At 65.2% G+C, this 25072-nt stretch carries 21 protein-coding genes and 1 pseudogene; 20 read left to right on the forward strand and 2 right to left on the reverse strand.

The genetic code is table 11. From position 1 onward, the window contains the following. Nucleotides 1-250: 250 nt before the first annotated feature. The 12 genes from JZY06_RS00875 (at nt 251) to JZY06_RS00930 (ending at nt 11972) form a co-directional block, all read left to right on the forward strand. Nucleotides 251-1600, forward strand: a complete 1350-nt coding sequence (locus JZY06_RS00875) for an AAA family ATPase (protein ID WP_242516419.1) — start codon at nt 251-253, stop codon at nt 1598-1600. A gap of 10 nt (nt 1601-1610) precedes the next feature. Beyond that, nucleotides 1611-2234, forward strand: coding sequence for an RloB family protein (locus JZY06_RS00880; RefSeq protein WP_207117603.1), 624 nt, complete (start codon nt 1611-1613; stop codon nt 2232-2234). A 280-nt stretch (nt 2235-2514) separates the two neighbouring features. Beyond that, entirely contained in the window at nt 2515-2856 is a 342-nt protein-coding gene (gene rplS / locus JZY06_RS00885) for a 50S ribosomal protein L19 (RefSeq protein WP_207117605.1), read from the forward strand. A 404-nt stretch (nt 2857-3260) separates the two neighbouring features. Beyond that, nucleotides 3261-4097 carry a signal peptidase I gene (gene lepB, locus JZY06_RS00890; protein WP_242516491.1) on the forward strand — a complete coding sequence of 279 codons (837 nt, stop codon included), beginning with the start codon at nt 3261-3263 and terminating at the stop codon, nt 4095-4097. Nucleotides 4098-4288: 191 nt separating this feature from the next. Further along, nucleotides 4289-5086: a signal peptidase I gene (gene lepB, locus JZY06_RS00895; RefSeq protein ID WP_207118294.1), complete on the forward strand. Its 798-nt coding sequence runs from the start codon at nt 4289-4291 to the stop codon at nt 5084-5086. Between the two features lie 239 nt (nt 5087-5325). Next, nucleotides 5326-6000 (forward strand): ribonuclease HII, encoded by a 675-nt coding sequence (locus tag JZY06_RS00900; protein WP_242516493.1) that lies wholly within the window; start codon nt 5326-5328, stop codon nt 5998-6000. A gap of 66 nt (nt 6001-6066) precedes the next feature. Continuing rightward, nucleotides 6067-6375, forward strand: a complete 309-nt coding sequence (locus JZY06_RS00905; protein WP_207117611.1) for a DUF2469 domain-containing protein — start codon at nt 6067-6069, stop codon at nt 6373-6375. Between the two features lie 478 nt (nt 6376-6853). Continuing rightward, nucleotides 6854-7312 carry a PDDEXK family nuclease gene (locus JZY06_RS00910; RefSeq protein ID WP_207117613.1) on the forward strand — a complete coding sequence of 153 codons (459 nt, stop codon included), beginning with the start codon at nt 6854-6856 and terminating at the stop codon, nt 7310-7312. Then, a complete protein-coding gene (locus JZY06_RS00915; protein WP_207117615.1) occupies nt 7299-8861 on the forward strand; it encodes a hypothetical protein in 1563 nt (520 codons plus the stop codon). The genes JZY06_RS00910 and JZY06_RS00915 overlap by 14 nt, the downstream gene beginning before the upstream one ends. Next, nucleotides 8858-10156: a DNA-processing protein DprA gene (locus tag JZY06_RS00920; protein ID WP_207117617.1), complete on the forward strand. Its 1299-nt coding sequence runs from the start codon at nt 8858-8860 to the stop codon at nt 10154-10156. The genes JZY06_RS00915 and JZY06_RS00920 overlap by 4 nt, the downstream gene beginning before the upstream one ends. Before the next feature lie 526 nt (nt 10157-10682). Continuing rightward, nucleotides 10683-10943 (forward strand): hypothetical protein, encoded by a 261-nt coding sequence (locus JZY06_RS00925; protein WP_207117619.1) that lies wholly within the window; start codon nt 10683-10685, stop codon nt 10941-10943. A gap of 78 nt (nt 10944-11021) precedes the next feature. Continuing rightward, entirely contained in the window at nt 11022-11972 is a 951-nt protein-coding gene (locus JZY06_RS00930; RefSeq protein WP_207117621.1) for a tyrosine-type recombinase/integrase, read from the forward strand. A gap of 47 nt (nt 11973-12019) precedes the next feature. Here JZY06_RS00930 and JZY06_RS00935 read toward each other — a convergent pair whose 3' ends face one another. After that, nucleotides 12020-12652: a M23 family metallopeptidase gene (locus JZY06_RS00935; protein ID WP_207117623.1), complete on the reverse strand. Its 633-nt coding sequence runs from the start codon at nt 12650-12652 to the stop codon at nt 12020-12022. 689 nt (nt 12653-13341) lie between these two features. Here JZY06_RS00935 and rpsB point away from each other — a divergent pair. The 8 genes from rpsB (at nt 13342) to JZY06_RS00975 (ending at nt 23380) form a co-directional block, all read left to right on the forward strand. Next, nucleotides 13342-14214 (forward strand): 30S ribosomal protein S2, encoded by an 873-nt coding sequence (gene rpsB, locus JZY06_RS00940; RefSeq protein WP_207117625.1) that lies wholly within the window; start codon nt 13342-13344, stop codon nt 14212-14214. Nucleotides 14215-14743: 529 nt separating this feature from the next. Next, nucleotides 14744-15577, forward strand: a complete 834-nt coding sequence (gene tsf / locus JZY06_RS00945) for a translation elongation factor Ts (RefSeq protein WP_207117627.1) — start codon at nt 14744-14746, stop codon at nt 15575-15577. Between the two features lie 329 nt (nt 15578-15906). Beyond that, a complete protein-coding gene (mvaD, locus tag JZY06_RS00950; protein WP_207117629.1) occupies nt 15907-17922 on the forward strand; it encodes a diphosphomevalonate decarboxylase in 2016 nt (671 codons plus the stop codon). Next, entirely contained in the window at nt 17915-19087 is a 1173-nt protein-coding gene (locus tag JZY06_RS00955) for a phosphomevalonate kinase (RefSeq protein WP_207117631.1), read from the forward strand. The genes mvaD and JZY06_RS00955 overlap by 8 nt, the downstream gene beginning before the upstream one ends. A gap of 429 nt (nt 19088-19516) precedes the next feature. Beyond that, nucleotides 19517-20368, forward strand: a complete 852-nt coding sequence (locus JZY06_RS00960) for a hypothetical protein (protein ID WP_207117633.1) — start codon at nt 19517-19519, stop codon at nt 20366-20368. A 253-nt stretch (nt 20369-20621) separates the two neighbouring features. Further along, nucleotides 20622-21350 (forward strand): UMP kinase, encoded by a 729-nt coding sequence (pyrH, locus tag JZY06_RS00965; protein WP_207117635.1) that lies wholly within the window; start codon nt 20622-20624, stop codon nt 21348-21350. 299 nt (nt 21351-21649) lie between these two features. Next, nucleotides 21650-22207, forward strand: a complete 558-nt coding sequence (gene frr / locus JZY06_RS00970; RefSeq protein WP_207117637.1) for a ribosome recycling factor — start codon at nt 21650-21652, stop codon at nt 22205-22207. Between the two features lie 216 nt (nt 22208-22423). Further along, nucleotides 22424-23380: a phosphatidate cytidylyltransferase gene (locus JZY06_RS00975; RefSeq protein ID WP_207117638.1), complete on the forward strand. Its 957-nt coding sequence runs from the start codon at nt 22424-22426 to the stop codon at nt 23378-23380. A gap of 303 nt (nt 23381-23683) precedes the next feature. On the opposite strand, the pseudogene JZY06_RS00980 reads toward JZY06_RS00975, so the two are convergent. Further along, nucleotides 23684-24988: pseudogene (locus tag JZY06_RS00980) on the reverse strand (flavin monoamine oxidase family protein); the annotation flags it as partial. Between the last annotated feature and the right edge of the window lie 84 nt (nt 24989-25072).

Consider the following 25072-nt stretch of genomic DNA (forward strand, 5'->3'; position numbering starts at 1 on the left):
ACGAAAAACACCGGATGACCCAACGCGGAGGACGCCGCACAGGTCTGTTGCCCGGCAAAGGTGAGGTGTAGATCGTGCAAAAAGGCTCGCCGTGGATTTAAAGGATATGCCCCATGGCTGACTCTTCCGGTACCCGACATCTCTGCAAGGGTGACAGATAAGGGAAACTCCAGTGCCTGTATTTCGCTGTGGGGTCCCGATTGCTCGGAAATCGTGCAGAACGACTAGCAGAGACTGATATTATGGGCGTATGATCCTGCTGTCGTTTACGGTGCGCAACCACAAAAGCATCCGGGATGAGGTTACTCTTGACCTTACGAGTCCGTCCCTGCGGACTCTGCAACCCTCCGATGGTGACTGGGAGAAAGTGTCGTACCCGATCACGGGGATTTTTGGCGCCAACGCGAGCGGAAAGTCGGCACTTCTTGATGCCATTCTCTACATGTTTTCCGCAATTCGCTTTTCAGCGACAGTGTGGCAGGACGGAAAGGGCGTGTATCGGGCGCCATTTGCTCTCGATGGCACTGCCGAAACATCCTCCAGTTTCTACGAAATCGACTTCGTCTTTGCAAATCACCGCTTCTGCTATGGATTTGAGGTTGATCGCAAAGGTATTGCACGGGAGTGGCTCAAAGATATTCCCACCACCCGGTGGCGAACTCTGTTTCACCGTGACCGTGAACAAGAGACTTTCAAGTTCCATTCCACCGTCAAGTCCACCAGTGAGGTCACCGACCGGGAATTGGTGCTCAGCCGTGCCCTGCTGCTGAAGCGCGGTAAATCCGTTTTGGGGGCTGTCGCCAGAGAGCTTGTCGAAGCTTTCGACTGTGTTCTGGTCACAGATTCCTACCGTGCGCACAGGGTCGCAGGCATCATCGAGGATCTTGTCGAGAACAATATGACGTTCGGTGACCTGCAGATGCTGTTGGAAATCGCAGACATTGGCGTCGAGGGAATAACCGTTGAGCAATCAGATGTCCCGGAAGAAGTCCGACGGCTTTTGAGGATTCTCGATCGGGAACTTGGCGGTTCGGCGACGCCTTCAGACACGCTGGACGAGGATACTCCTGGAGGGGGAACTGGCATTGACACGGACGAAAAGCACCGGGAGCAAGTGGCTCGCCGCTTGATGCTGACCCACAGAGGCTCAGTAAAACAGTGTCCGCCGTTCAGGATAGAACAAGAAAGCGACGGCACGATCGCCTGGCTGGCACTGTCTGTTCCGGTTCTCGAAGCGCTGCGGAGCGGTGGTCTGGTCATCGTTGATGAAATCGACGCCAGTATTCACCCACATCTGTTGGAGTTGGTCCTGGGGGCCTTTGCTGACCCTGAAATCAACCGCAAACATGCGCAATTGATTTTCAGTACCCATGAGTCCTTCGTGCTGTCACCCATGTGTGAGGTGAAGCTGCAGCCGGAGCAGGTGTGGTTTACCGACAAGGCGGTTGATGGAGCTACGGAGCTGACCTGTTTGGCGGATTTTCCCCGACATCCCGACGCCAATGTGGCGCGCCGTTACCTCGCCGGCAGATACGGGGGAACACCACGGTTGGCGCCCAGCATGTTGTTGGCGCTTGTCGATTCTTCGCTTGATCAATAAGGGAGCACTCGTGGGTCGTAAAAAAGGTGAAGGGCGCAGACGTAAACGTGGCAGTCGGCGACGGCCCGCCAGGGCGGAACGGCGTCGCATCCTCGTTGTCACCGAGGGGTTGCGCACTGAGAAGCAATATGTGGAGCGCCTCAACGGTTTTCTTCGTAGTCGGGGCAGTACGACTGTGGTGAGGTCGGTCGGCGTTGGCAAAGACCCCCTGAAGGTGGTTGAGGAATGCATCATCATCCGGCAGCAGGCAGCTGCCTGTGGCGATGAGAAAAAGTTTGATGAATGTGTCTGTCTGGTTGATGTGGACAAGCACTCTACAATGGCCCAAGCGATCCGGTTGGCCCGTGCAGAGTCCATTCAGTTGATCGTTTCGAATCTCAAATTCGAAGTGTGGATCTGCTGGCATGCTGACGACAGGTGTGGCCCCTTGTCGTCGAAGCAGTTGGATGCCCGGGTGAAAAAGCTGGGCCTGATGAGTGGCAAAGACCTTGCTTCCACGTTTCCGATTGACAAGGTGGCAACGGCATGCGCGATTGCCCGAAAAGCTGATGCCGGGTTGTCCGCCGGGAGGGTCGGCCCCGATCCGTCCACTGCGATGCCGGTGCTGGTGGAATTGCTTACGGAGGAGAAGTAGGGGCTGTCGGTGGTAAAGAACCAAAACTTTCCGGTGCCGGTACGGTGCCGTCGCGGTGCTTGGCAGGCCGCGGATGGGAACTGTTTGCCTTGGCCGGGGTAGATTTGGCATACTACGCGGGTTGCCTACTCTGCTGTGTCCAACTCCGTCAAGGATTGGTCGCACTCTTGTGGAGCACAGCAACCGTACTGGATACGAACCGGTAGAGCGCCCCGATACCCGTGGGAGAAGCCGCCAGGTTCCTCTTTCCCTCTGCAGAAACAGAAAGCTTGATATAGACATGAACATTCTCGACAAGGTCGATGCCGCGCAGCTGCGCGACGACATTCCCGATTTCCGTGCCGGTGACACCGTTGACGTCCACGTCAAGGTCATCGAAGGTGAGAAGTCCCGTATCCAGGTCTTCCGTGGTGTTGTGATCCGCCGTCAGCGCGGTGGCATCCGGGAAACCTTCACCGTCCGCAAGATTTCCTTCGGTATCGGTGTGGAGCGTACCTTCCCGGTGCACTCCCCGAACATCGACCACATCGATGTGCTCACCTGCGGCAAGGTCCGCCGCGCCAAGCTGTACTACCTGCGCAACCTGCGCGGCAAGGCAGCCAAGATCAAGGAAAAGCGCTAAGGCGTTTCCCGGTTATCCGCCCGATCCTGCGGCGGATGACGGTCGCAGCTTTTGCCACCTGCGGTCACGGTCGTTGTTTTCCCAAAAAAAAGGGACAACACCGTGGCCGCAGGTGTTTTTTCTGCCCTGGCCCGCTGCGGCCGCACAGCTGGTGGGAAGTGTTGCTCCGCCTGCCCCGGGGTGGTCCGCACGGATGCCGCACGGGTGTTTTCCGGGGTGATACCAGGGCGGATGCGGCCCTTCAGGTCTGGTGTCCGGGAAGGGGAATCCAACTGGTAGCCTTGGCTGGCGTGACCTCTCCTGATCCGAACCGCAGGCGTCCTGCCGGGCCCACCGGCCCCACCAACCGTCGCGCACGCCCCCGCCGCCCGATCCGCGGTGCCGGGGATGACCGTGCCGCAGGCCTGGACCACCGGTCGGGTTCGCCGCAACACCGGGACACCCCGCCACAGGACCGCCCGGCCCGGCCGGACCGGGCCAGCCGCGGCCGGGGAACCAGGGGCGCGGGCACAAACAAAAAGAAAAACAAAGAGCAGCCCTGGTACATCGAAATTCCGCTGGTGATGGTGATCACCCTGGTTGTGGTGGCGTTGCTGCAGACATTCGTCGGCCGGCTGTACGTGATTCCCTCCCAGTCGATGGAACCGACCCTGCACGGCTGTGCCGGCTGCACCGGGGACCGGATTTTCGTCGACAAGATGGTCTACGACTTCACTGATCCGAAGCCGGGGGATGTGCTGGTGTTCCGCGGCCCGCCGTCGTGGAACGAACACTACGAATCCCGCCGCAGTTCAAATCCGGTGCTGCGGGGGCTGGCCAACCTCGGCTCCTACGTGGGGCTGGTGGCCCCCGACGAAAACGATCTGGTCAAACGGGTCATCGCCGTCGGCGGCCAGACAGTGCAGTGCCGGGAAGGCGACCCGGGGGTGCTGGTGGACGGCCAACCGGTCGACTCCAGTTTCATTCTTGACCCGCCGGCCTACATGACCAATCCGGAGATTGGGTCGCAGGCCTGCGGCGGACCCTACTTCGGGCCGCTGAAAGTCCCGGAGAACAACTTGTTCATGATGGGCGACAACCGCACCAATTCGGCTGATTCCCGCTACCATTTGGGCGACCAGTACCAGGGCACGGTCCCGGTGGACAATGTGGTGGGCAAAGTGCGGGTGATTGTGTTGCCCTTCGGCCGCATGGGAATCATCGACGATCCGGATATCCAGCACACACCTGCCGGCCGGTAGCCGACTTCGCATCCCCGGAGCAGGTGCTGGTACCCGCTGATCGGCGGGTGCCGGTGCGGCCCGGCGGCATCTGTGTTCCCGCTGTCCGGGGTACGCCCCGCACAGCCGGCCGGCTGGTAATCTTTGACGACGTGACCACTCCCTCCCCGAACCGCAGGCGCCGGGCCGGTGCGCATTACCGGCGCATCGGTATGCACCGGAAACGTGCGGGTCAAAACGACAGGGCGTCTGTTTTCGAGCACTTGAAAAAACACCAGCACCCCGACGCCGACCAGGGGAAGCCGTGGTATATCGAGATTCCCGTCGTCATTGTGCTCACCCTGCTGGTGGTGGGGCTGGTGCAGACCTTCATCGGGCGGTTGTACGTGATTCCCTCGGAATCGATGGAACCGACCCTGCACGGCTGTGCCGACTGCACCGGGGACCGGATTTTCGTCAATAAACTCATCTACGATTTCACCGCCCCGAAACCCGGTGACGTGGTTGTGTTCCGCGGCCCGGCGTCGTGGAACGAACACTTCGTCTCCCGCCGCAGCTCCAATCCGGTGATCAAGGCGGTCCAGGATGCGGGATCCTATGCCGGGCTGGTGGCCCCGGACGAGAACAATCTGGTCAAAAGGATTGTCGCGGTCGGCGGGCAGACCATCTCCTGCCAGGAGGGTGATCCCGGGATCATGGTTGACGGCACACAGATCGATTCCTCCTACATCCTCACCCCGCCGTCCCGCCCGGAGAGCATCGACTACGGTTCCCGGGCCTGCGGCGGTAACTATTTCGGCCCCATCAAGGTGCCCGCGGGAAACGTCTATGTGCTGGGGGACAACCGCACCAATTCGGCGGATTCCCGCTACCATCTGGGTGACCGCTACCAGGGCAGTGTGCCGTTGAAAGACGTCATCGGCAAAGTACAGGCCATCGTGCTGCCGCTCAACCGCATCGGCCCGGTCGACAACCCCGATATTCTCCACCCGCCAGAAGACGGCAACTGACTTTACAGCACCCCCGGTGCGGCAGCGGGTGGGAGTTTTCAGGGCGAGGTGCAAAAAAATACCGGCAGAAATACCCGCCCCTGCCGGCGGGGCGATCGTTTTGCCGTTTTCATTCAGACAGTGCGAAAGGCCAGGGCGAGACAACCATCATGGCGGCATCAACCCGCGGCAGGGCACGCACCGCATCCGGTGCTTCTGCCGCAGACCTTTCGGCGGTGCGGGACGTCCCCCGGATCCGGCTGCGGCATGTGGCGGGCCTGCGCACATTCGAGCATGCCATCGATTCCGCGCTGCTCGGGCCGGTGGCCGGTGTCGACGAGGCCGGCCGGGGTGCCTGCGCCGGGCCGATATCGATTGCCGCCTGCATCCTGCCCGACCGGCCGCTGCCGGAGCTGGCACGGCTGACCGACAGCAAAAAACTCACCCCCGCCGCCCGGGAGCAGCTGATGCCGGTCATTGAGCAGCTCGCCGTCAGTTATTCGGTGATCCTCATCGATAACGACGAGATCGACCGGCGGGGAATCCAGTGGGCCAATGTGTGCGGGATGCGGCGGGCTGTCGCCGCGTTGGACACCCCCGCCGGATACGTGCTCACCGATGCGGTGCCGGTACCCGGCCTGCCGGTGCCGCATATCCCCATGATCCGCGGTGACGGCCACGCCCGCTGCATAGCCGCGGCCAGTGTGCTGGCGAAAGTGACCCGTGACCGGGTGATGGTGCAGCTGGACGGGCAGTATCCCGGATACGGTTTCGCCGGGCACAAGGGATACGGCACCAAAGCCCACATGGATGCGGTGCGCCGCCACGGAAAAAGCCCGGTGCACCGTTACACTTATGCCAACGTCGCCGCGGCCCACCGCGACTGGTGCGCAGCACAGTCACCCGCAGTGGACCGGACACGGACAGCACCGTGAAGTTTCAGTGCCGGCGATGCTGTTGTACCCCAGCCGATTGACAACGTTTAGGAGCAGGCGGAAAAAGTGAGCGCCGAGGAACTCGACAACTACGAAGCCGACGTCGAGCTGTCGCTGTACCGGGAATACCGGGATGTTGTCAGCCAGTTCTCCTATGTCGTGGAGACCGAACGGCGTTTCTACCTGGCCAACGCCGTGGAATTGATCCCCCACAACGACGGCGGGGAGGTCTACTACGAAATCCGCATGTCCGATGCCTGGGTGTGGGACATGTACCGCTCGGCGCGGTTCGTTCGCTACGTCAGGGTGATCACCTACAAAGACGTCAATATCGAAGAACTCGACAAGCCGGAGATGTTCGTCCCGGATTCCTGATCACTCACCCCGTGTGACCGGTTGCAAGCGGACCGACGGGCGCCGGTGGCAGGCGCGGGAAGAATAAAAAACACAGCGACAACCATCCCGGCAGGGGGCGGGGGCGTGCCCGAAAAGGTGGCAGCCCCCCACCGCCGGGATGGTTGTCGTCGTCTTCCGCCCCGTCCCCGGGGCCGGTTCGCCACCAAATGGGTGCCGGGAAATGACCTCTGCCCGGGTCAGGGGCGGGTGTGCGCCCATCCGGCGGGGGATACCGGCAGGGCAGCGGCGGGCCGGGAAAAGCTGTGGATAACCCGGATCCGTCCACCGGTTCGCTGCGGGTGGCCGGGCGCGTGCTGCGTGCTGTGCGGCCCGCCTGCGATGGTGACAGATACCACCTGTGCCGCCGGATACCAAACGGTGTCGGCGGGATGGGCGGATATCAACGACACAGGATGTCCCGCCCCCGGCGGGATCAGCGCGCCAAAGGACACACCCCATGCTCATCACCCGCACCTACCACCCGCACGCGCCGAGAAACCGTCAGGTGGCGGCGCTATTTCTCACCGACCGGAATCTTGCGGTCCGGGCCACCGGTGTGCGCTATCCCGGCGGGGAAGCCGACATCATCGCCGAAGACACCGACGGCACGGTCGTGGCGGCCTGCGTGGTGGGCGGCTGGCGGCGCACCACCGCATCATCGGCCCCGGTCACCAGGGGCCGTCTGAAGCTTCTGGCCACCGCCGCGAAAAGATTCACCGCCCACCGGTCCCGGGCGGTGATACGCCTGGATGCGCTCACCGTCACCCCCGCGGACACCGGCGATGCCGGCGCATGCCCACGGCACCACCCCGGAGACGACCACGGCCGCCACCGGAGGGAAGAAATCGTGGAAACCCCCGGTGGGCAGCGGTTTGTGGTCACCTGGTTCAAAGGTGTCGGCCGTGCCCGCAATTGAGGCGTTCACCGTGACCAGAATCGGGCCGGGATGTTTCATTCATCCGCTGGTGGCGACGTCGACGAAAGGAAACCACACGGTGGTCACCGACGACCCGGCCGATCCCTTCCGCGTCGGGCAGGCGATGCGGGTGGCCACCGCCCTGCGGCGCCGTGCCGCCACCGCCCCGACGGCACTGGTGACCGTCAGCCACAAAACCAAGCCGCCCGCCAACGATGTCACCGACACCGACCTGGCCTGCGCGGTGGCCGCCACCTTCAGGCACACCACCGACCCGGCGGTACGCACCCTGATCGAAAAAGCCGTGTTTTTGGGCGGGCTGGCCCCCAGCGGCACCGTCAAACCGGTCACCCGGCTGGCCGACCGCATGGTGTGCGCGGCCGCCTGGTCGCCTGTCGTATTCGTCCCCCGCAGCCAGGCGCGTCAGGCCCAGGGGTATGCGGTCACCGTTATCGGGGTCACAGACATCAGTGACACCTGCCGGAAAATCCGGGACCTGGCCGCCGGCCGGGCACTGACCCGTGGCCCGCGGAACACCACCCGCCACAGCACCACCCCCGCCGCCGAGGTCCCACCACCACGCACCCCCACACCCCGCCCCGCAGCCGGGACACACCCCCGGCACACGCCGCCAACCGACTCCCGGTGGCCTGTCCCTTCCCCGCTGCCGGCCGCTGCCCCGGCAGATGCGGCAGATGCGCCGGGTGCGGCAGTAACCGGTGGCCCGACGGTCCGCCCGGCCGGTGCGGCGGTTGAGCGGCGGGCGGTCACCGCGCAGCTGGTGCTGGCGGTGGCAGCGGCCGGGGGACATGACCTCATCGCGCCGGGGCTGACGGCGGACACGGCACACCGGGTGGCCGGGATCCTTGCCCGGGCGGCAGGCGAACTGTTGGCCGACACCACGCGGTCGACCGTGGTGATGCTGGACTGCCCGGGACCGGAGGATCTGGCGGAGGCTGTCCGGCCCCCAACAGCGGCCGTCGGCCGGGCGGGGGCCGGTATCGGGGCAAGCGTTGTTGTTGTCACCGGGTATCTTCCGGCTGCCGCACGCCGCTGCCTGCGGCAGCTGCCGCAGGCCGGGACATGGGGCGGGGCAGCTGCGCCGCTGCAGATCATCGACGCCACCGCCGACCACGGCCCGGGGAAGGTGGAACGGTTGCCGGGCGCCGTGGTGGTGCCGGATACCGGCGACCTGGCCCGGCTTGCCGGGAAGGACCAGCTCGGATTCACCGGCGCCGGGACCGTGCCGCCCGCCGCGGCCAGGCGCGCCGCCGCCGGGCGGTGGCGCGCCCGCGGCAGGTCGGCGGCAAGCAACGCCCGCGTGGACTTTCCGGTCATCGCGGGTTTCCTCAATGACCTGCCCGGGGCCGGGCAGCTGGTGGGGCGGCTGCGCGGCCTGCCGGAGCCGGTGGGGCAGGCGGTCATCCGGGTTGCGTTCACCCTGGCGGATCTCACCGGGCGCGGGATCCCCTCGGCCGGGGATGTGGATCTGGCCCGCGCCATGGTCACCGGCCGGCAAACACGAAACCGGCGGAGAACAAAGCCGTGACAGACAGCCGAACGCCCCCGACAGCGCCAGCGGAGGATGAACGTGCCTGCCGGGCGTACCTGAACCTCGTGGCACCGGGATGCGATCCGGTGATCAACCGTGCCATCGGCGAGTGCGGCGGTATCGCCGGGGCGGCCGGTGCCATTGCCGGACTGGGGATCGCGCTTCCCGGGTCCCTGGTGGCCCGGGTCCGGGCTTTGGGCGGCCGGGACGGTATCGGGCGGGCGGCCCGGCTGGCCGCGGCGCAGGGCCGCAGGGGCGTCCGGTTCATCTGCCCGGGCGATGCGGAATGGCCCGCCAGCCTGGAACGGGCCTTCAGGTTCGCTGCCCTGGGGGTTGGTGACCGCGCCGGGGAGTGCGCCGATACCGCCCATCGCCCGGTGGGCCTGTGGGTGGCGGGCGCCGCCCTGGCCACCGGATGCCGGGCCGCGATCACCGTCACCGGCTCGCGCCGCATCACCGACTACGGCCACGACACCACCCGCCGGCTGGTCGGGGGACTGTCGCGCCACGGGGTGGCCATTGCCTCCGGGGCGATGCCCGGCATCGGGCATCTGGCGGTGTCGGCGGCGCTGGCCGCCCCGGCCCGCCCGGCGCATCCGGCGGTGATGGTGCTGGCGGGCGGACACGACAGCATCGGCGACCACCGGACCCGGCGGCTGGCCGGACAGGTGCGGGCCTGCGGCGGCACAGTGGTCACGGAATATCCGCCCGGCACCCCGGCAAGCTTCGCCCGGATGCTGGCCCGCAACAGGCTGGCTGCCGCACTGGCCCGGGGAACCGTTGTGGTCGAGGCCCCCGAGGCCTGTGTGGCTTTGAACACTCTGCGGTGGGCGGGCATTGTGGGAAGCGTGGCGATGGCGGTTCCCGGCCCGGCCGGATCCCGCTGGTCGACCGGCTGCCACCGGGCGATCGCGGAAGGGGCGGCGCAACTGGTCACTGACTGGCGTGGTATCGCCGAACTGACCGGTGTGGCAGACGATCACCCCCGGTACCACGGCGTCTGTGGGCACACCGGCGACCGGTCGGGGGTGCCGGGGGAGTACAGCCGTGAGGAACTGGCGGTGTTGTCGGTGATCGGCACCCAGCCGCTGACCTACCGTACGGTGTGCGCGGCAACGTATCTTCCCCCTGCTCAGGTGACCCGGGCGCTGGTGAATCTGCACGCCCGGGGCGAGGTTGACTGCCACGGAGTGTGGTGGGCGCGGCCGGGGTCGGTGACTGACCGGGCCACGACCGCAGGAGGGGGTTGCGGATCGCGGTCAAACCCTATAGCCTTGGGCAGGCAAACCTAAGCAACGGGGTTCGGGCTGGTTCCCCGGCTTGCGGCGCAACCACAGCGCCCGGTGGCCATTGTCTTGTCACACCGTGGGCTGCAACCGTCCGGTTGCCGCCCGTTACAGACGATGTCCACTGGTGGCACCCCCGCCTTGCGGTGTCACCGTCGGTGTGGGGGCGCCAGGGTTAGCACATGGGTGAGTCAGATACGGAAGGCGGCACGGCGGAACACTGTTTCCGCGGTGCCGCCTTTCCGTCTATTTCCCGCCCCGGAATGGTTGCCCGCAGCCGCGGCGGAGCCGGAAAACAGTGGCGGCGGTGTGTTGTGGCGCCGATTCTCCGGCCCGCGTGCTCGGGGTGGGGAAGGCACTGGCGGGGTTGCCGCAGGGATGCGGCCGCACTGTATCGCCTCGTGTCGGGGTGCGGCTTGGCCGTGGGGCGTCATAAAGGTCTGTACTATTAGGTTGTAAATAATTCGGGTGAAAACTACGGGGCCGTCTGGGTTGTGGACGACGGTGCCTGTGCGGTTAAAAGGGCAAGACGATGTCCGGATTTTCTTTCTACGGAAAGCACCGCCCCAGGGTGCTGGTGGCGGTGGCCTGGTTGCTGGTTTTCGCAAGCGTCCTGTTGCTGATGCTGTCCCCCGGCATGCCGGGGACCTATCTTGCCTTCAGCGTTGCCGCCGGGCTGGTGGTGATCGCGCTGGCGGTGAAATTGAAAAGCATCCTGCTGCTTGTCGCCGGCAGTTGTGTCGCGGTGTCCTACTACGGCATGGCTTTGATGATGATGTCGGTTACCCCCTAGATTTCAGGGGCGGGTGAATCCGGGGTGGGCGGTTTATGGGCGGGGCGAGGGCGGGGGCGGTTGTTTTACAGTGGTGCCATGACAGACACCACCGCGCCGGGGGACGCCGGCGTACCGGGCAAGCCGGATGCCGCCCTCGGTGAGCTGCTGGAGGATTTTCTGGATTACCTGCTGTATGTCAAAGGCCGTTCCGCAGCCACGGTTGCCGCCTACCGGGCCGATGTGACCGATCTGCTGTCACTGGTCGACAGTATCGACGGCCTCACCCTGGCGGTGCTCAGGCAATGGTTGGCTGCCGCGGTGTCACAGGGCAAAGCCCGCAGCACCGTTGCCCGGCGCGCCGCCGCCGCCCGGAGCTTCACCCGCTGGGCCCACACGCAGGGCTACCTGCCGTCGGATCCGGGCCGGAGACTGAAAAGCCCGGCGGCTGTCCGTGCCCTGCCGGTGGTGTTGAGCGAAGACCAGGCTGACGCGATGATTGCCGCCCCCGCCGACAGTGTCGGCGCCGGGGAAAAAACCGGCACCGACCCGGTGGTGGTGCGCGATACCGCCATCCTGGAGGTGCTCTACGGCACCGGTATCCGGGTCGGTGAATTGACCGGGCTGGAACCCGGCGATGTTGATCTGGCCGCGGGCGGGATCAAAGTCACCGGCAAAGGGGACAGGCAGCGGATTGTGCCGGTGGCCGGGGGGTGCGCGCGGGTGCTGCGGCTGTGGATGGATCATTACCGGGGGCACCTTGCCGCCCCGGGTGAGCGGGCGTTGTTTGTCGGGGTGCGGGGCAGGCGGATCGACCCCCGCCAGGTGCGCCGGATCGTGTCCGCGGCGGCCGCCGGCGCCGGTGTTTATGGGGTGGGTCCGCACGCGCTGCGGCATACCGCGGCCACCCATCTTCTCAACCATGGGGCGGATCTGCGGATTGTGCAGGAGCTTTTGGGGCATTCCTCGCTGCAGACAACCCAGATTTACACCCACGTGTCCACCGAACGCCTGCGGGAGGTGTTCAACCGGGCCCATCCCCGTGCCTGAGACCGTGCGGCACCGGTGGTTTTTTCTGCGCTTTCTCCCCGGGCTCGTCAGCTGCCGGGGATGAATGTGGGACGGGTTTTCAACCTGATGGGGGGACGGTCGAGCAGGTGGACCGGGTTGATGTAGACCCCGTCAAGCCGGGCGCCCCAGGACAATCCGGGCCAGACGGTCACCGGTTCGGACAGCTGACCGATCAGCTGGCCCGCCGATACCGGTTGTCCGGCCGCCACCGCAGCCTTGACCGGCTGGTAGGTGGTGATGATCCCGCCCGGATGGCGGATCGACACCGTCGGTGTCAGGGCCACAAAACCGGCGAAGCGGACCGTCCCGGCACCGGCGGCGTAGATCGGCTGGCCCGGGGCGGCGGCCACATCCACCCCCCGGTGACCGGCCAGCCAGCGGCGGGCCGGCGGATCGAAGTCCCTGACCACCACCGGCCGTCCGGGAAAAGAGGTCACCGGATTCACCCACCCGCCGCCGGCTGCGGCGGTCCGGGGCACGGCTGCCGCCGCCACGGCCCCGCCGGGTGCCGCGGCAACCAGCACCACCAGCAGCAGCGCCGCCAGCCGGTGGAGCCACCGGGAATGCGGGTGGCACCGGCCGGATAGCGGGCGGCCGGGGCGTGACGCCGGATCCGGATGCGGGCGGGAAATGGCTGGCGGAAGGTGGAGGGTGTTCATAGTCCGGCGGATATCCTTGGGGGTGGTGAAGGTGATGGTTGGCGTGTGTTTTTTCAAATTAAGGGCGGGGCGGTGACCGCCGCCCGGTATCTGTTGGACCGGGGTGGGGCGGCGTCCGGTTCCCCGGGGGTGGCGGGCGGGCCACGGGCACATGTGCGCGGGTTTTTTCCACCCGGTGGCGGCGGTGCCCGGTGACCGGGGTGGCCGTCACCCCGGGCGGGCACGAATTTTGCCGGGTCTGTTGCCGGGGTCTATGATCATGCGTTAGCAGTGTGCGCACAGTGTGCGTGCGCTGACTTCGCGCGGCCTTGACGTGGTTTTTGCGTGTATGGGTCTTCCACGGCGGACCGGGATGTTGCGGTTAACAGCCCCCCGCCGCCGCGGCAGCCGCATCCGGCCACTCCGGTGCAGCAGTTTTCTGCCACCGAGGTGGTCACCACCGGGAATGAAAACTTCTTCGGTGGTAGTCGATGATGGTTGGCCGGACACGTTCACCGCCGATTTCCGCCCAGGTCCCGGACATTTCGGGCACACCGGAACTTCCCCGGGTTTTGTTTTCCCGGGAGTTGCCACGGTTGCTGCCCCACGGTGTCGGGGTGCGGGTCGGCGCGGTCGCCAGGAGGCGGGGAGAACCCGCTTGTTTTTTCAAACATCAACCAAACATCTATTTGTGAAAGGGCTTGTTACCCATGGCAGTTGTGACCATGCGCGAGCTTCTCGACGCCGGTGTCCACTTCGGACACCAGACCCGCCGTTGGAACCCGAAGATGAAGCGTTTCATCCTCACCGACCGCAACGGCATCTACATCATCGATCTGCAGCAGACGCTGACCTACATCGATCAGGCCTTCGAATTCGTCAAAGAGACCGTTGCCCACGGTGGCACCGTGCTGTTCGTCGGCACCAAGAAGCAGGCCCAGGAAGCCGTCCAGAATGAGGCTGAGCGCTGCGGCATGCCGTACGTCAACCACCGCTGGCTCGGTGGCATGCTCACCAACTTCCAGACTGTCTCCAAGCGCCTGCACCGCATGAAGGAACTGCAGGCCATGGACGCGGCCGAGGACGGCTACGACGGCCGCACCAAGAAGGAAGTGCTCATGCTCACCCGTGAGCGCACCAAGCTTGAGCGCGTGCTCGGCGGTATCGCCGACATGACCAAGATTCCGTCCGTGATGTGGATCGTCGACACCAACAAAGAGCAGATCGCCGTCTCCGAGGCCGAAAAGCTCAACATCCCGGTCGTCGCCATCCTCGACACCAACTGTGACCCGGATGTCGTCAACTACCCGATCCCGGGCAATGATGACGCCATCCGCTCGGTGGATGTGCTGACCAAGATCATCTCCACCGCTGTGGAAGAGGGCAAGAAGGCAAAGGCCGAGCGTGAATTCAACGCCGCCCGCGAAGCCGCCGGCGACGAAGTTGCCGCCAAGGTCGAAGACGCCTCCCAGCCGAAGGAAGAAGCCGCAGCCGACGAGTCCGCCGCTGACGCCCCCGCCAAGGATGAGGCTCCCGCCAAGGCTGAAGCCCCGGCCGAGGACACCGAGCAGGCCAGCGAGTAGCACCACCGGGATGCAGTCCCCGGGCCGCGCCCGTGATGACAGGCGCCCTACGCGCCCTGCACGTGCGGCCCGGTTCCATCCCGGCTGGGCTTTGTTCAACGGCCCGGTCCACGCCTGAGCGTTGACCCCACCCCCACCGCCTGATCCAGCCACAAGGACGTTCCACCGCCCTTGGCCAACTCCTGTGCACCCACCCGGTGCCCGGGTGTCGCCGAAGGCGGTGGGGGTGGGTGTTTGTGCGGGGCCGCGAAAAAAATGACCACCCCACTTTTTGTGGGGGACGGTCAGCTGTCCGGTGCATCCCCATCCCTGCCGGCGACGGCAGCTGCGGGCGCACCGCAGACCACGACGACTTTTTCCACCACACGCCCGCCCGGCGGGTGCCGCACGCACGTTTGTGTTTGTTTTTTTCCGTGTTTTTCGTCTCCCAAGGGACAACACACGGGGGCACCGCGGCACCACCCATGGGCCTGTGGGTAGACTTTCCCACAGCAATTTCCACATATATCCCAAGGAGGATCGCCCCACGATGGCGAACTACACCGCTGCAGACGTCAAGAAGCTCCGCGAGATCACCGGTTCCGGTATGACCGCCTGTAAAAACGCCCTCAACGACACCGAAGGCGACTTCGACAAAGCCGTCGAGCTGCTCCGCATCAAGGGTGCGAAAGACGTCGGCAAGCGCGCTGAGCGCACCGCCGCCGAGGGTCTGATCGCCGTGTCCGGCAACACCATGATCGAGGTCAACTCCGAGACCGACTTCGTGGCCAAGACCCCCGAATTCAAGGATTTCTGCGACCGGATCGCCGCCGCTGCCGCTGAGGTGAAGGCCAACTCCACCGAAGAGCTGCAAAACGCCAAGGTCGACGGCGACAAGACCGCCCAGGAAGCCATCAAGGAGCTGTCCGCCAAGATCGGCGAGAAGCTGGAGCTGCGCCGTGCCGCCACCATTTCCGGTGAGCGTCTGGCCGTCTACATGCACCACCGCAGCGCCGACCTGCCGCCGAGTGTCGGTGTCATGGTTGCCTACACCGGTGAGGGCGAAGCCGCCGAGCAGGCAGCCCACGGTGCCGCCATGCAGGTTGCCGCGATGAAGGCCCGCTTCCTCAACACCGAGGATGTGCCGGAGGATGTCGTCGCCAAGGAGCGCGAAATCGCCGAGCAGATCTCCCGCGAGGAAGGCAAACCCGAAAAGGCCCTGCCGAAGATCGTCGAGGGCCGTCTGAAGGGCTTCTTCAAGGATGTCTGCCTCAACGAGCAGGCCTCTGTCACCGACAACAAAAAGACCGTCAAGCAGGTCATGGACGAAGCCGGTGTCACCCTGACCGACTTCATCCGCTTCGAGGTCGGCCAGCACTCCTAGCCGATCCGGCCCAACAAAGCCCCGGACACACAGCGGTACCGCTTTTAACAAAACATCCCCGTCGGCTGCCGTGCGGGAGCACCAGCCGCCGCGGATGGGTGCCGCCGGGGCTTTGCGGGCGCCTATTTCCCGCCGGACACGTCCCGCCCGCCGCCTTTTGTGCGGCAGGGTGGACGACGTGCCGGCGGGTTTTTGCATTTTTTCGCTTTCCCCGGCGTCAGCGCGGGGGATGTCATCGGCCGGGTTTCGGGCCTAGACTGGTGTTTCGCTTTTCCGGATCGATTCTCAACCCCGCTGCCCCCCACGTTTTTGAAACAACCACCACGACCATGAGCAACCGGCACATCCCCGACGACGCAGCTTTCCCACCGCCCCCACCACCGGCATCCCGCCAAGGGTGTGCCTGGGCGCCGGGCAAACTCATCCTCATCGGCGAGCATGCTGTTGTTTTCGGCGGTACCGCCCTGGCGGTGCCGTTCCCGGATGTCGGCGTGGAGGCCGTGGCCGTTGTCAGCCGCACCGGCCACACGGTGCTCAACACCGGTGACTACCATGGGCCGATCGACCGGGCACCGGAAGTGGTGGCGCCGCTTGTCGAAGCTGCCCGGAAGACCTTGAGCTTCGTCGGCCTGGACGGGCAGCCGATCGAGCTGTCCTGCCACGGGCTGATTCCGCCGGGGCGGGGACTGGGGGCCAGTGCCGCCTACTGCGCGGCCATTGTGACCGCCATCGCCAGGCTCGCCCGGGTGGAGCTTTCGGCCGAGCAGCGCTTCAACCTGGTGCAGGCCGGGGAACGGGTGGCCCACGGAAACCCCAGTGGTCTGGATGCCCGTACCGTGCTCGGCGGGGCCCCGATCTGTTTCAGCGGCGGCAGTGTCAGCCCGCTGTCTCTTGGCGCGCCGGTGCATCTGGTGGTTGCCGACACCGGTGTTGCGGGCAATACCCGCAGTGCCGTCTCGGCGGTAGAGGATCTGGCCCGGCGCGACACGGCTGTCGCCCACCGGCATCTTGCGGATTTGTCCAACGTGGCCGGCAACTGCCGGGAGCATCTGGCCATGGGGCTTACCGACCGGGTGGGACAAGATATGGACCGGGCCCATTCCAGCCTACAGGCACTGGGGGTGTCCCACCCAAGCCTCGACCGGCTGGTTGACGCCGCCCGCCGGGCCGGTGCCTGCGGCGCCAAGCTCACCGGGGCCGGCCACGGCGGCTGCATGCTGGCTCTGGCCGCAGATGCCGCCGCCGCCCGGCGGATCGATGCCGCCCTCATCCGGGCCGGGGCGGAAAAAACCTGGACTCTCACCCTGGCGCCGACTCCACCCCCGGAAACCGGCCGTCCCGCCGGGTGCCCGCCGGCGGACACCGCCCCGGAGGGGCCGTGCCAGGCGGTGGCGCACCCGAATATCGCGCTGATCAAATACTGGACGAAAAGGGACCGAGACCTGGTGCTGCCGCACACCGGATCCCTGTCGCTGACCCTGGATGTTTTTCCCACCCGCACCACCGTGGAACCGGGCGGCAGGAAAGACCGTCTGTTCATCAACGGCCAGCAGCACACCGGAGCGGCACTGCAGCGGATGAGCGGGTTTTTGTCCCTTCTGCGCTCCTTGTCCGGTGATGGGCGCCATGCCACGGTGGTCTCCCACAACAGTGTTCCCACCGCCGCGGGGCTTGCCTCCAGTGCCGCCGGTTTCGCCGCCGCCGCCCTGGCGGGGGCGGCCGCCTACGGCCTGCCGACCGATACAGCCACACTGTCCCGCCTGGCCAGGCGCGGATCCGGGTCGGCCTGCCGGTCGGTGATCGGGGATCTGGCGCTGTGGGATCCTGGTCAGGGGGAGGGACAACAGGCCGATGAAACATCGTATGCCCGCGCGGTACGAGGACCCCGGCTGGCGATGGTGATTATGGTGGTCAACAGTGATACCAAAGCCGTGTCATCACGCACCGCGATGCAGCAGACGGTGGAAACCTCACCGTATTTCGAAGGATGGATCACCACTGCCCGCCGGGATCTAAAGCTTATGGTCACTGCTCTCGAGCAAGAGGACATGTCGGCCATCGGACAAATCACGGAAAGAAATGCGCTGCGCATGCATGCGGCGATCATGGCCAATGATCCCCCGACGGTGTTTGCCGCGCCCACAACCCTCCGGATCGTCGATGCTGTCCGCACCATCCGGCAGGAGCGGGGCCTGATGTGTTTCGCCACCGCCGATGCCGGACCCAATGTGGCGGTGGTATGTCCCGATGCGGAGCTTCCGGCGGTGTACGGGGCATTGACGGCACGCTTCCCGGACATCAACGCCATTGCCGCCCGTTCCGGCCCGGGGGTCTACCGTGCCTGACACCACCGCTGGCACAACCACCGGCGGCGCGGTGGGACCCGCCTGCACCGCGCGGATTCCCGGCAAACTGTATCTGGCCGGCGAATATGCGGTCACTGTTCCCGGCCGGGCCGCACTGGTGGTGGCCGTGGACCGTTTCGTCACCGTCAGGGCACAGCTGACAGACTCACCCCGGGGCAGGTTCACCACCGCCGGGGCCGCACCGCTGGTGTGGCGGCAGCACAACAATGTCCCGGTGATCGATTCCGGCGGCGGCGATTTCTGGTCGCACTGCATTCACGCCCACCGGGTCGTGGAAGCGTGGCGGGTCCACAACGGTGTGCCCGCGGCCACCTATGACGTGACGGTGACAAGTGATCTGGTCGATAAGGCAACCGGCCGCAAATACGGGCTGGGTTCTTCTGCTGCGGTGACCTGTGCGGTGATCGCCGCGATCGCCGGGGTCTACGGCCTGCCAGCCGACCCTGTCACGCTCTACAAGCTGGCGATGCTGGCCACGGTGATGGATTCGCCGGCGACCTCCGGCGGGGATATTGCCGCCAGCAGTGCCGGGGGATACGTGCACTACCGGTCTCCCGACCGGCAGTGGATTGCCCGGCAACGTCTCGTAAAGCCGCTGCACACCCGGGTGGCGGAGCTGGTGTCGGCCCGCTGGCCGGGGTTGTCGATTACCCCGGTCACCGCCGCCGGTCGGCTGCGTATTCTTCCCGGCTGGACGGGGTCCCCGGCGGTAACCGACACGATGCTGGGCACACCGGCCCGCACTCCTTTTCCCGACAGTCTGCTTGACCGCTCGGATGGGCTGGTTGAGACCATGGCCGCCATGGTGGCCGGGCAGCAACCGGCCGACGGAGTCGGGGAGGTGGTCGCCGGGCTGCGGGAGGTGCTGTCAACGGTGGCTGCGGTCAGAACCACAACCATTGTCACCCCGCGGCTTGCCCAGCTGATTGACTGCGCGGAACAGCTCGGCTGGTCGGCGAAAACCTCCGGGGCGGGCGGTGGTGACTGCGGCATCGCCATCACTCCTTTTCCCGGCGCCACCGCAGACAAGGAACACGAGCTCGGCCTGCAGTGGGAGAAAGCCGGTATCAGCGCCCTGCCGGTGGTCCCGCCCGAGAAACCGGCGCTGCCGCAGGTGACATACCACGGGCACGGACCGGCTTGACAACAGCTGCAGCGCGGGCACAGTCGGGGGTGTCCCGCACCGTCGGCAACCATCCGGCACCGCGGCACAGGCAGCAGGCACCGGCCACCGGTGCGGGATGTTGGTTCGTGTTCGGCCGGCCGGAAAACCAGGCGGGACAGACCCGCCCGGGGCGTTTGTCCAACGCTGATTCCACCCCGCCCCGCCGGGGCAGGCCTTTTCCCCGCGACAGGGCTTATCTGGCTTTATAATCTGCGGGTGGCCCTTTTTTGGCCCCTGATGTTCCTGCCACCGATGAGGAGACCCATGCGCCCTGCCGAAAAAACCAGTTGCGTGTGCACGTGTGTTCCCGCACCATGTGTGACAGAACACGGCGTGCATTGCAGCCCGGGGTACCCCGGTGCGGGTGGTCACCTGGCGGCTTCCGGTAGCAGGGGAGTGGTCTAGCCCGTGCCCGAGACCACATTGACCGACCAGCCCACCGGTAACGGTGCCGCGGATGTTGTTGTCGCGGTGATCTGCGGCCGGGATGCCGATGCCGCCTGGCTCGGCGGTTTCCTTCAGCAGGTGCGTGTCCTGGCCGACCAACAGCAGCTGTCGGCTCTGCTGGACGAGGAAAAAACCACCTCACGCACCGTTGTGGTGGTGCCCGCCACCACCGGACGCAACCTGCCTTTCATCACCCAGACCGCAGCCACACTTCGGGCGGCCCGCAACACCGGCGGGGTCAGATGTGTTCTGGCCCAGCCGCTCGGGGACGCCACGCAGGTGGTCTCCGCACTGAAAGCCCGCCTGCGGCGCAGCGCGGCCCTGCAGCGGGCTGTATCGCCGTCAACCAGGCCCGGCGCCCCGGCGGCGGGCACCACCACCGGCGCTGACACCGCCACCGCTTGTGGCAGCGATACCGGTGCCGGCAGCTATGTGGTGGTTGTTTCGACAAGCATTGACCGGGCGGGTGACGGGGAACTTGTCCGGCAGGCAGGCCTGGTCGGTGACGGTGACAGCACCGTGGCCGTTGAGGTTGCTTTCGACGGCGCCGAACCGGCTGTCGATGATGTCATCGCCGCCCGCGACAACCAGCCGCTGGCCATTGTGCGTGCTGATCTGTGCGCCCCGCACGAGGGGCAACTGCCGCTGTGGGATCCGTCGTCACTGGCGGCTGTTATCGGGGTGCGGGCACAAAGCGCGTTGTCGCGCATGCGCACCCACGGAACCGACGGCATCGACCGTCCGGAGGCTCATTCCCGCCCCCGCCAGCACCACAACACCGCCGGAGTCCCATCCCACCCACCGCGCCGGTGAGGACGTGGGGGCAGCCCACTGGCGTGCACCGGGACTGCTGCCGAATCCACCATCTGCCGTGACTGTTTGGTGTGGCTTCCGCCGTTGATTGCCCGGTGGCCGGGTTTGTGGGCTACGGCCGGCTGTCGGCGGGGTATCTGCGCTACGATTGCTGTGATGGTACGGGATCCGCGGCAGCGCCACGGAACCCGGAGCAGACCGGCGCAGCAGCGCCCACCAGCACACCCCTACCGAGGAGAACGTTTCAAAGCCCATGGTCGATGACACTTCCACCAGATCAGGTTACAAACGAGTGATGCTGAAATTGGGGGGTGAAATGTTCGGCGGCGGCACGGTCGGTATCGACCCCGATGTGGTCGAAAACGTCGCCCACCAGATTGCGGAAGTCGCCCGTGAAGGCACGGAAGTCTGTGTCGTCATCGGCGGCGGCAATTTCTTCCGCGGCGCCCAGCTGTCGCAGCGCGGCATGGACCGGGCGCGCAGTGACTACATGGGCATGCTGGGAACGGTCATGAACTGCCTGGCGCTGCAGGATTTCCTGCAGCAGCTCGGTATTGACTGCCGGGTACAGACATCGATCAACATGGCGCAGATCGCCGAACCCTACCTGCCGCTGCGGGCCCGCCGTCACCTGGAAAAAGGACGGGTGGTCATCTTCGGTGCAGGTATGGGCATGCCGTACTTTTCCACCGACACCACCGCCGCCCAGCGGGCCCTGGAAATCGGCTGCGAGGTGCTGTTGATGGCCAAAGCCGTCGACGGTGTCTACGACGATGATCCGCGGAAAAACCCGGATGCGACCATGTACGACCGCATCACTCCCCGGGACTGCATTGAAAAAGGCCTGAAAGTCGCTGACGCCACGGCGTTTTCGCTGTGCATGGACAACAATATGCCGATTCTGGTGTTCAACCTGTTGACCAAGGGCAATATCGCCCGGGCGGTGCGCGGCGACAATGTCGGCACCCTGGTCTCATCCTGACCGGTGGGGGAAACCGGCAGTTTTTTTCACTTGTGCACCCCGCCCCGGCTCCGGTTGACGGTGGGGGTGACAGGCCGCCGACAGTTTTGGCCCCACCCCGGGCGCGCCGCTGGTGCCACCGGGGTGGGCAACCGGATACAATCCCGGTATGTCTTTTCCCGGCTGGCCCCCGGTTTTTTTGAAACACCGTCCAGCCACGCCCGGCCCACCCGGCCCGGGCGGCGGCGCAGCTGCCGCCCGCAGCAGATTATTTTTCACCGACCGATTTTTTCCGCCCGAACAACTTGACGAGGAAAGCCATGATTGACGACAACCAGCTCGAGGCCGAGGAGCGCATGAGCGCCTCCGTCGACCACGCCCGCGAGGATCTGACAACCATCCGCACCGGACGGGCCAACCCGGCCATGTTCAACGGTGTCACGGCCGAGTACTACGGCACCCAAACCCCGATTACCCAGATGGCCACCATCTCTGTTCCCGAGCCGCGCATGATGATCATCCGGCCCTACGAGCAGTCCTCGATGCAGCTGATCGAAAACGCCATCCGCAACTCGGATTTGGGCGTCAACCCCACCGACGACGGCCAGGTGCTGCGGGTGGTTATTCCCCAGCTGACCGAGGAACGGCGCAAAGAAATGGTGAAATTGGCCCGCTCCAAGGGGGAAGACGCCAAAATCGCCATCCGCAATATCCGCCGCAAGCACATGGATGTGCTGAAGAAAATGCAGAAAGACGGCGACGCCGGGGAAGATGAATGCATCGCCGCGGAAAAGGAACTGGATAAAACCACCCAGGAATACGTCGCCCAGATCGACAAGCTCGTGGAAAAGAAAGAAAAGGAACTCCTGGAGGTCTAGACCTCTTTTTCCACGCGCGTCCCTTTGTCTCCGCTGCCGGGTAGATCCGGCGGCGGAGACTGTGTACGGGCACCGCACAACCCTTATGTGGCAAGCTATCTGTTGCATCCGGGGTGGCCGTGGGTCACCAAACCCGACCGCGGGCCCGCAGAAAAAACAGAAAGTTTTCCCCACCCCCCACGTCTTGTCCAACCACCACCAGTTTGGCGCCATTTTATGCAGCGACACGCTTCTTCCTCGCCGTCACCCGAACCGGGCGGACACACCGGCGATGCAGTGAACCGTTCCCGGCGGGAGCAGCTTATTGAATCGCTGCCGAAACCACGCAACTCGGCTGGCCGTGATCTGAAAAGCGCGGTGATCACCGGCGTGAGCCTGGGGGCGCTGGTGCTGGTGTGCATTTTCCTCATCCCCACCCCCTACGGCTGGTACCCGTTTGTGGCCGTGGCCATCGCACTGGGATCCTTTGAGACCCTGTCCAGGTTGAAGGAAGCGGGCTACATCCTTCCTTTCCCGGTGGTGCTGGTCGGCGGGCAGCTGATGCTGTGGACCTCGTGGCCTTTCGGCACCAAGGGATTGGTGTCCAGTTTCGTGGCCACTGTGCTGGTTCTCATGTTCGGCAGGCTTTTCCACCACGGGCGCAGCTCGGCGCCGATGAACTACATGCGGGACACGGCGATCGGGATTTTCGTTCTGGCGTGGATTCCCCTGTTCGGAACCTTCGCCGCCATGCTGGCGCTGATCAGCCGCGACGGGGTGCCGGGCACCCTGTTTATCATCACGTTCATTGTCTGTGTCATCGCCAACGACGTCGGCGGCTACATTGCCGGGGTACTGTTCGGCAAACATCCCATGGCCCCTGCCGTCAGCCCCAAAAAATCCCTCGAGGGATTTGCCGGTTCGGTGGTTGCCGGTGTTGTCGCCGGGGCGTTGATGAGCCACTGGCTGCTCAACGATTTCTGGTGGCGGGGCGCGATCATGGGCCTGGGGCTGGTGATCTGTGCAACGTTGGGTGACTTGGTGGAATCCCAGTTCAAACGGGAGCTGGGGATCAAAGACATGTCAGCCATGCTGCCCGGCCACGGCGGAATCATGGACCGTGTCGACGGAATGCTGCCCGCAGCCATGGTCACCTGGCTGTTCATGTCCGTGATGTCGATGTCGGTGGCCTGAACCTTGTTTTCGGCCCGCGGCCGGACGGAGAACACAACACAACTGCTGTTGGTGTCCCTTCCCGGTCGGCCCCGGATTGGGGCCGGAAAACCCGCTTGCGGGGAAAATACACCCCGGCACACAGGCAACCGGAACGACACCGCCCACACCCGGGCCGGGACAACAACGGGCCGGCGGCAGGACAATCCCCGTACCACCGTTAGTGCCGCACAGTGGGTGTGAACATCGTGCGGTGGCAGCCAACGTGGGCGGTGTACAACAGGGGGCCACTGCCCTTCACCCCGCGGGTGGTGTCCCCGGAGACTAGGCCGGAAGCTCGGTGTCGATTTCCCGGGCCGCCCGGAAACCGGTTTCAATGGCCCCGTCGACAAAGGAATTCCAGCCGCCGGCGAAATCGGATCCGGCGAAAACCACATTGCCGTGACGCAGCTTTTTGGGGTGTCCGTCGACAAACTGCCCGGTTTTCGGGGTGGCCCAGGTCTGTCCGGTAAAAGCATCGGCGTTCCAGTCGTGCCCGCAGGTATCGACCACCTCCAAATCGGCATTCCAGGCGTTGACGGCCTGTTGCACATCCTTGACGTCGTTGAGGTCGATGGCGGTGTGGTCGGAGCCGAAACCAACCATGATCATGGTGCCGTCATCGAGGAAGTATTCGGTGCGCATCAAGGCGATCGGATGCCCGGAGCCGGCGTAGGTGAGCACATTTCTGTGGCCTGTGCATTTGACCCAGATTTTGAACCCGGTGCAGTTCCAGCCTTCGTCAACCACCCGTTGAATGTGGCCGGGGAGACCGGGGGAAAACTCCACCGCCTTCATCGCACCAACCGGGATAGTGGTGATGACCGCATCGGCTTCCAGCGTGCTACCGCCGGTGAGGGTGACAGTCACCCCCTGTCCCTTACCGTGGTCGTGGACTTTGTCCACCACAGTGTTCAGCCGGATATCCCCCCGCACATCGGCCGCGATCTGGGAGTAGATGCCCTTCATCCCGTCGACCAGTTTCCACCTGAGCGTCTGGTCGTCGAGAAGCGACAGCCGGTGGTCGGACAATGCCGCCCAGTGGACGGCCATCATCGGCGATGCCGTCGCGGTGGACCCGTTGTAGCCGGCCGACCAGTAGGCGTCGACAATGGCGAGTTCCTCATCGGTGAAATCACCGCCGCGGACCCGGTCAAGGACAGTCCCCTTATCGGCTGCCGCCACCTCCTCGGCCCTCAGCCAGGGGGAGTGGGGCTGTTCGAACAAGGCACGGGAGCCGTCAAAGATGGTGGCCTGCGCAGTGGCCAGCAGACGGTCGACATCGGCTTCCGTTCCTGTTTTCACCTCATCGCCGACAATCCAGAACGCCTCGTCGCAGATGGGTGAAGAAATGATCTCGGCGCCGTAGCGCTGGATTTCAGCCCAGATATACGGCTGCATCCAGTGCACCCAGGTACCGCCCATCTCCAGCTTGTGGCCCATGCGCTGGTCAGTCCAGGTGCGGCCGCCGACACGGTCGCGGGCCTCCAGCACGGTGACCGTATGCCCCAGCCGCTCGAGTTCCCTGGCCGACACCAGACCGGCGAAACCGGCGCCGATGATGACGATGTTTTTCTTCTTTTCCATTCGTTGTCTCCTGTCTGTGGTGCCCCACCAGCCGAAGGTGACCCTTGATCGGAATGTAGCGGATCATCTTCTATTTGGACAGGGGGG

Origin of the sequence: Corynebacterium mendelii (genome assembly GCF_017307055.1) — a bacterium.
GTDB lineage: Bacteria > Actinomycetota > Actinomycetes > Mycobacteriales > Mycobacteriaceae > Corynebacterium > Corynebacterium mendelii.

Coding starts and splice junctions, on each gene's coding strand:
- JZY06_RS00875 (WP_242516419.1), top strand. CDS start 251: ATGATCCTGCTGTCGTTTACGGTGCGCAACCACAAAAGCATCCGGGAT.
- rplS (WP_207117605.1), top strand. CDS start 2,515: ATGAACATTCTCGACAAGGTCGATGCCGCGCAGCTGCGCGACGACATT.
- lepB (WP_207118294.1), top strand. CDS start 4,289: ATGCACCGGAAACGTGCGGGTCAAAACGACAGGGCGTCTGTTTTCGAG.
- JZY06_RS00910 (WP_207117613.1), top strand. CDS start 6,854: ATGCTCATCACCCGCACCTACCACCCGCACGCGCCGAGAAACCGTCAG.
- JZY06_RS00925 (WP_207117619.1), top strand. CDS start 10,683: ATGTCCGGATTTTCTTTCTACGGAAAGCACCGCCCCAGGGTGCTGGTG.
- JZY06_RS00930 (WP_207117621.1), top strand. CDS start 11,022: ATGACAGACACCACCGCGCCGGGGGACGCCGGCGTACCGGGCAAGCCG.
- JZY06_RS00935 (WP_207117623.1), bottom strand. CDS start 12,652: ATGAACACCCTCCACCTTCCGCCAGCCATTTCCCGCCCGCATCCGGAT.
- rpsB (WP_207117625.1), top strand. CDS start 13,342: ATGGCAGTTGTGACCATGCGCGAGCTTCTCGACGCCGGTGTCCACTTC.
- tsf (WP_207117627.1), top strand. CDS start 14,744: ATGGCGAACTACACCGCTGCAGACGTCAAGAAGCTCCGCGAGATCACC.
- mvaD (WP_207117629.1), top strand. CDS start 15,907: ATGAGCAACCGGCACATCCCCGACGACGCAGCTTTCCCACCGCCCCCA.
- pyrH (WP_207117635.1), top strand. CDS start 20,622: ATGGTCGATGACACTTCCACCAGATCAGGTTACAAACGAGTGATGCTG.
- frr (WP_207117637.1), top strand. CDS start 21,650: ATGATTGACGACAACCAGCTCGAGGCCGAGGAGCGCATGAGCGCCTCC.
- JZY06_RS00975 (WP_207117638.1), top strand. CDS start 22,424: ATGCAGCGACACGCTTCTTCCTCGCCGTCACCCGAACCGGGCGGACAC.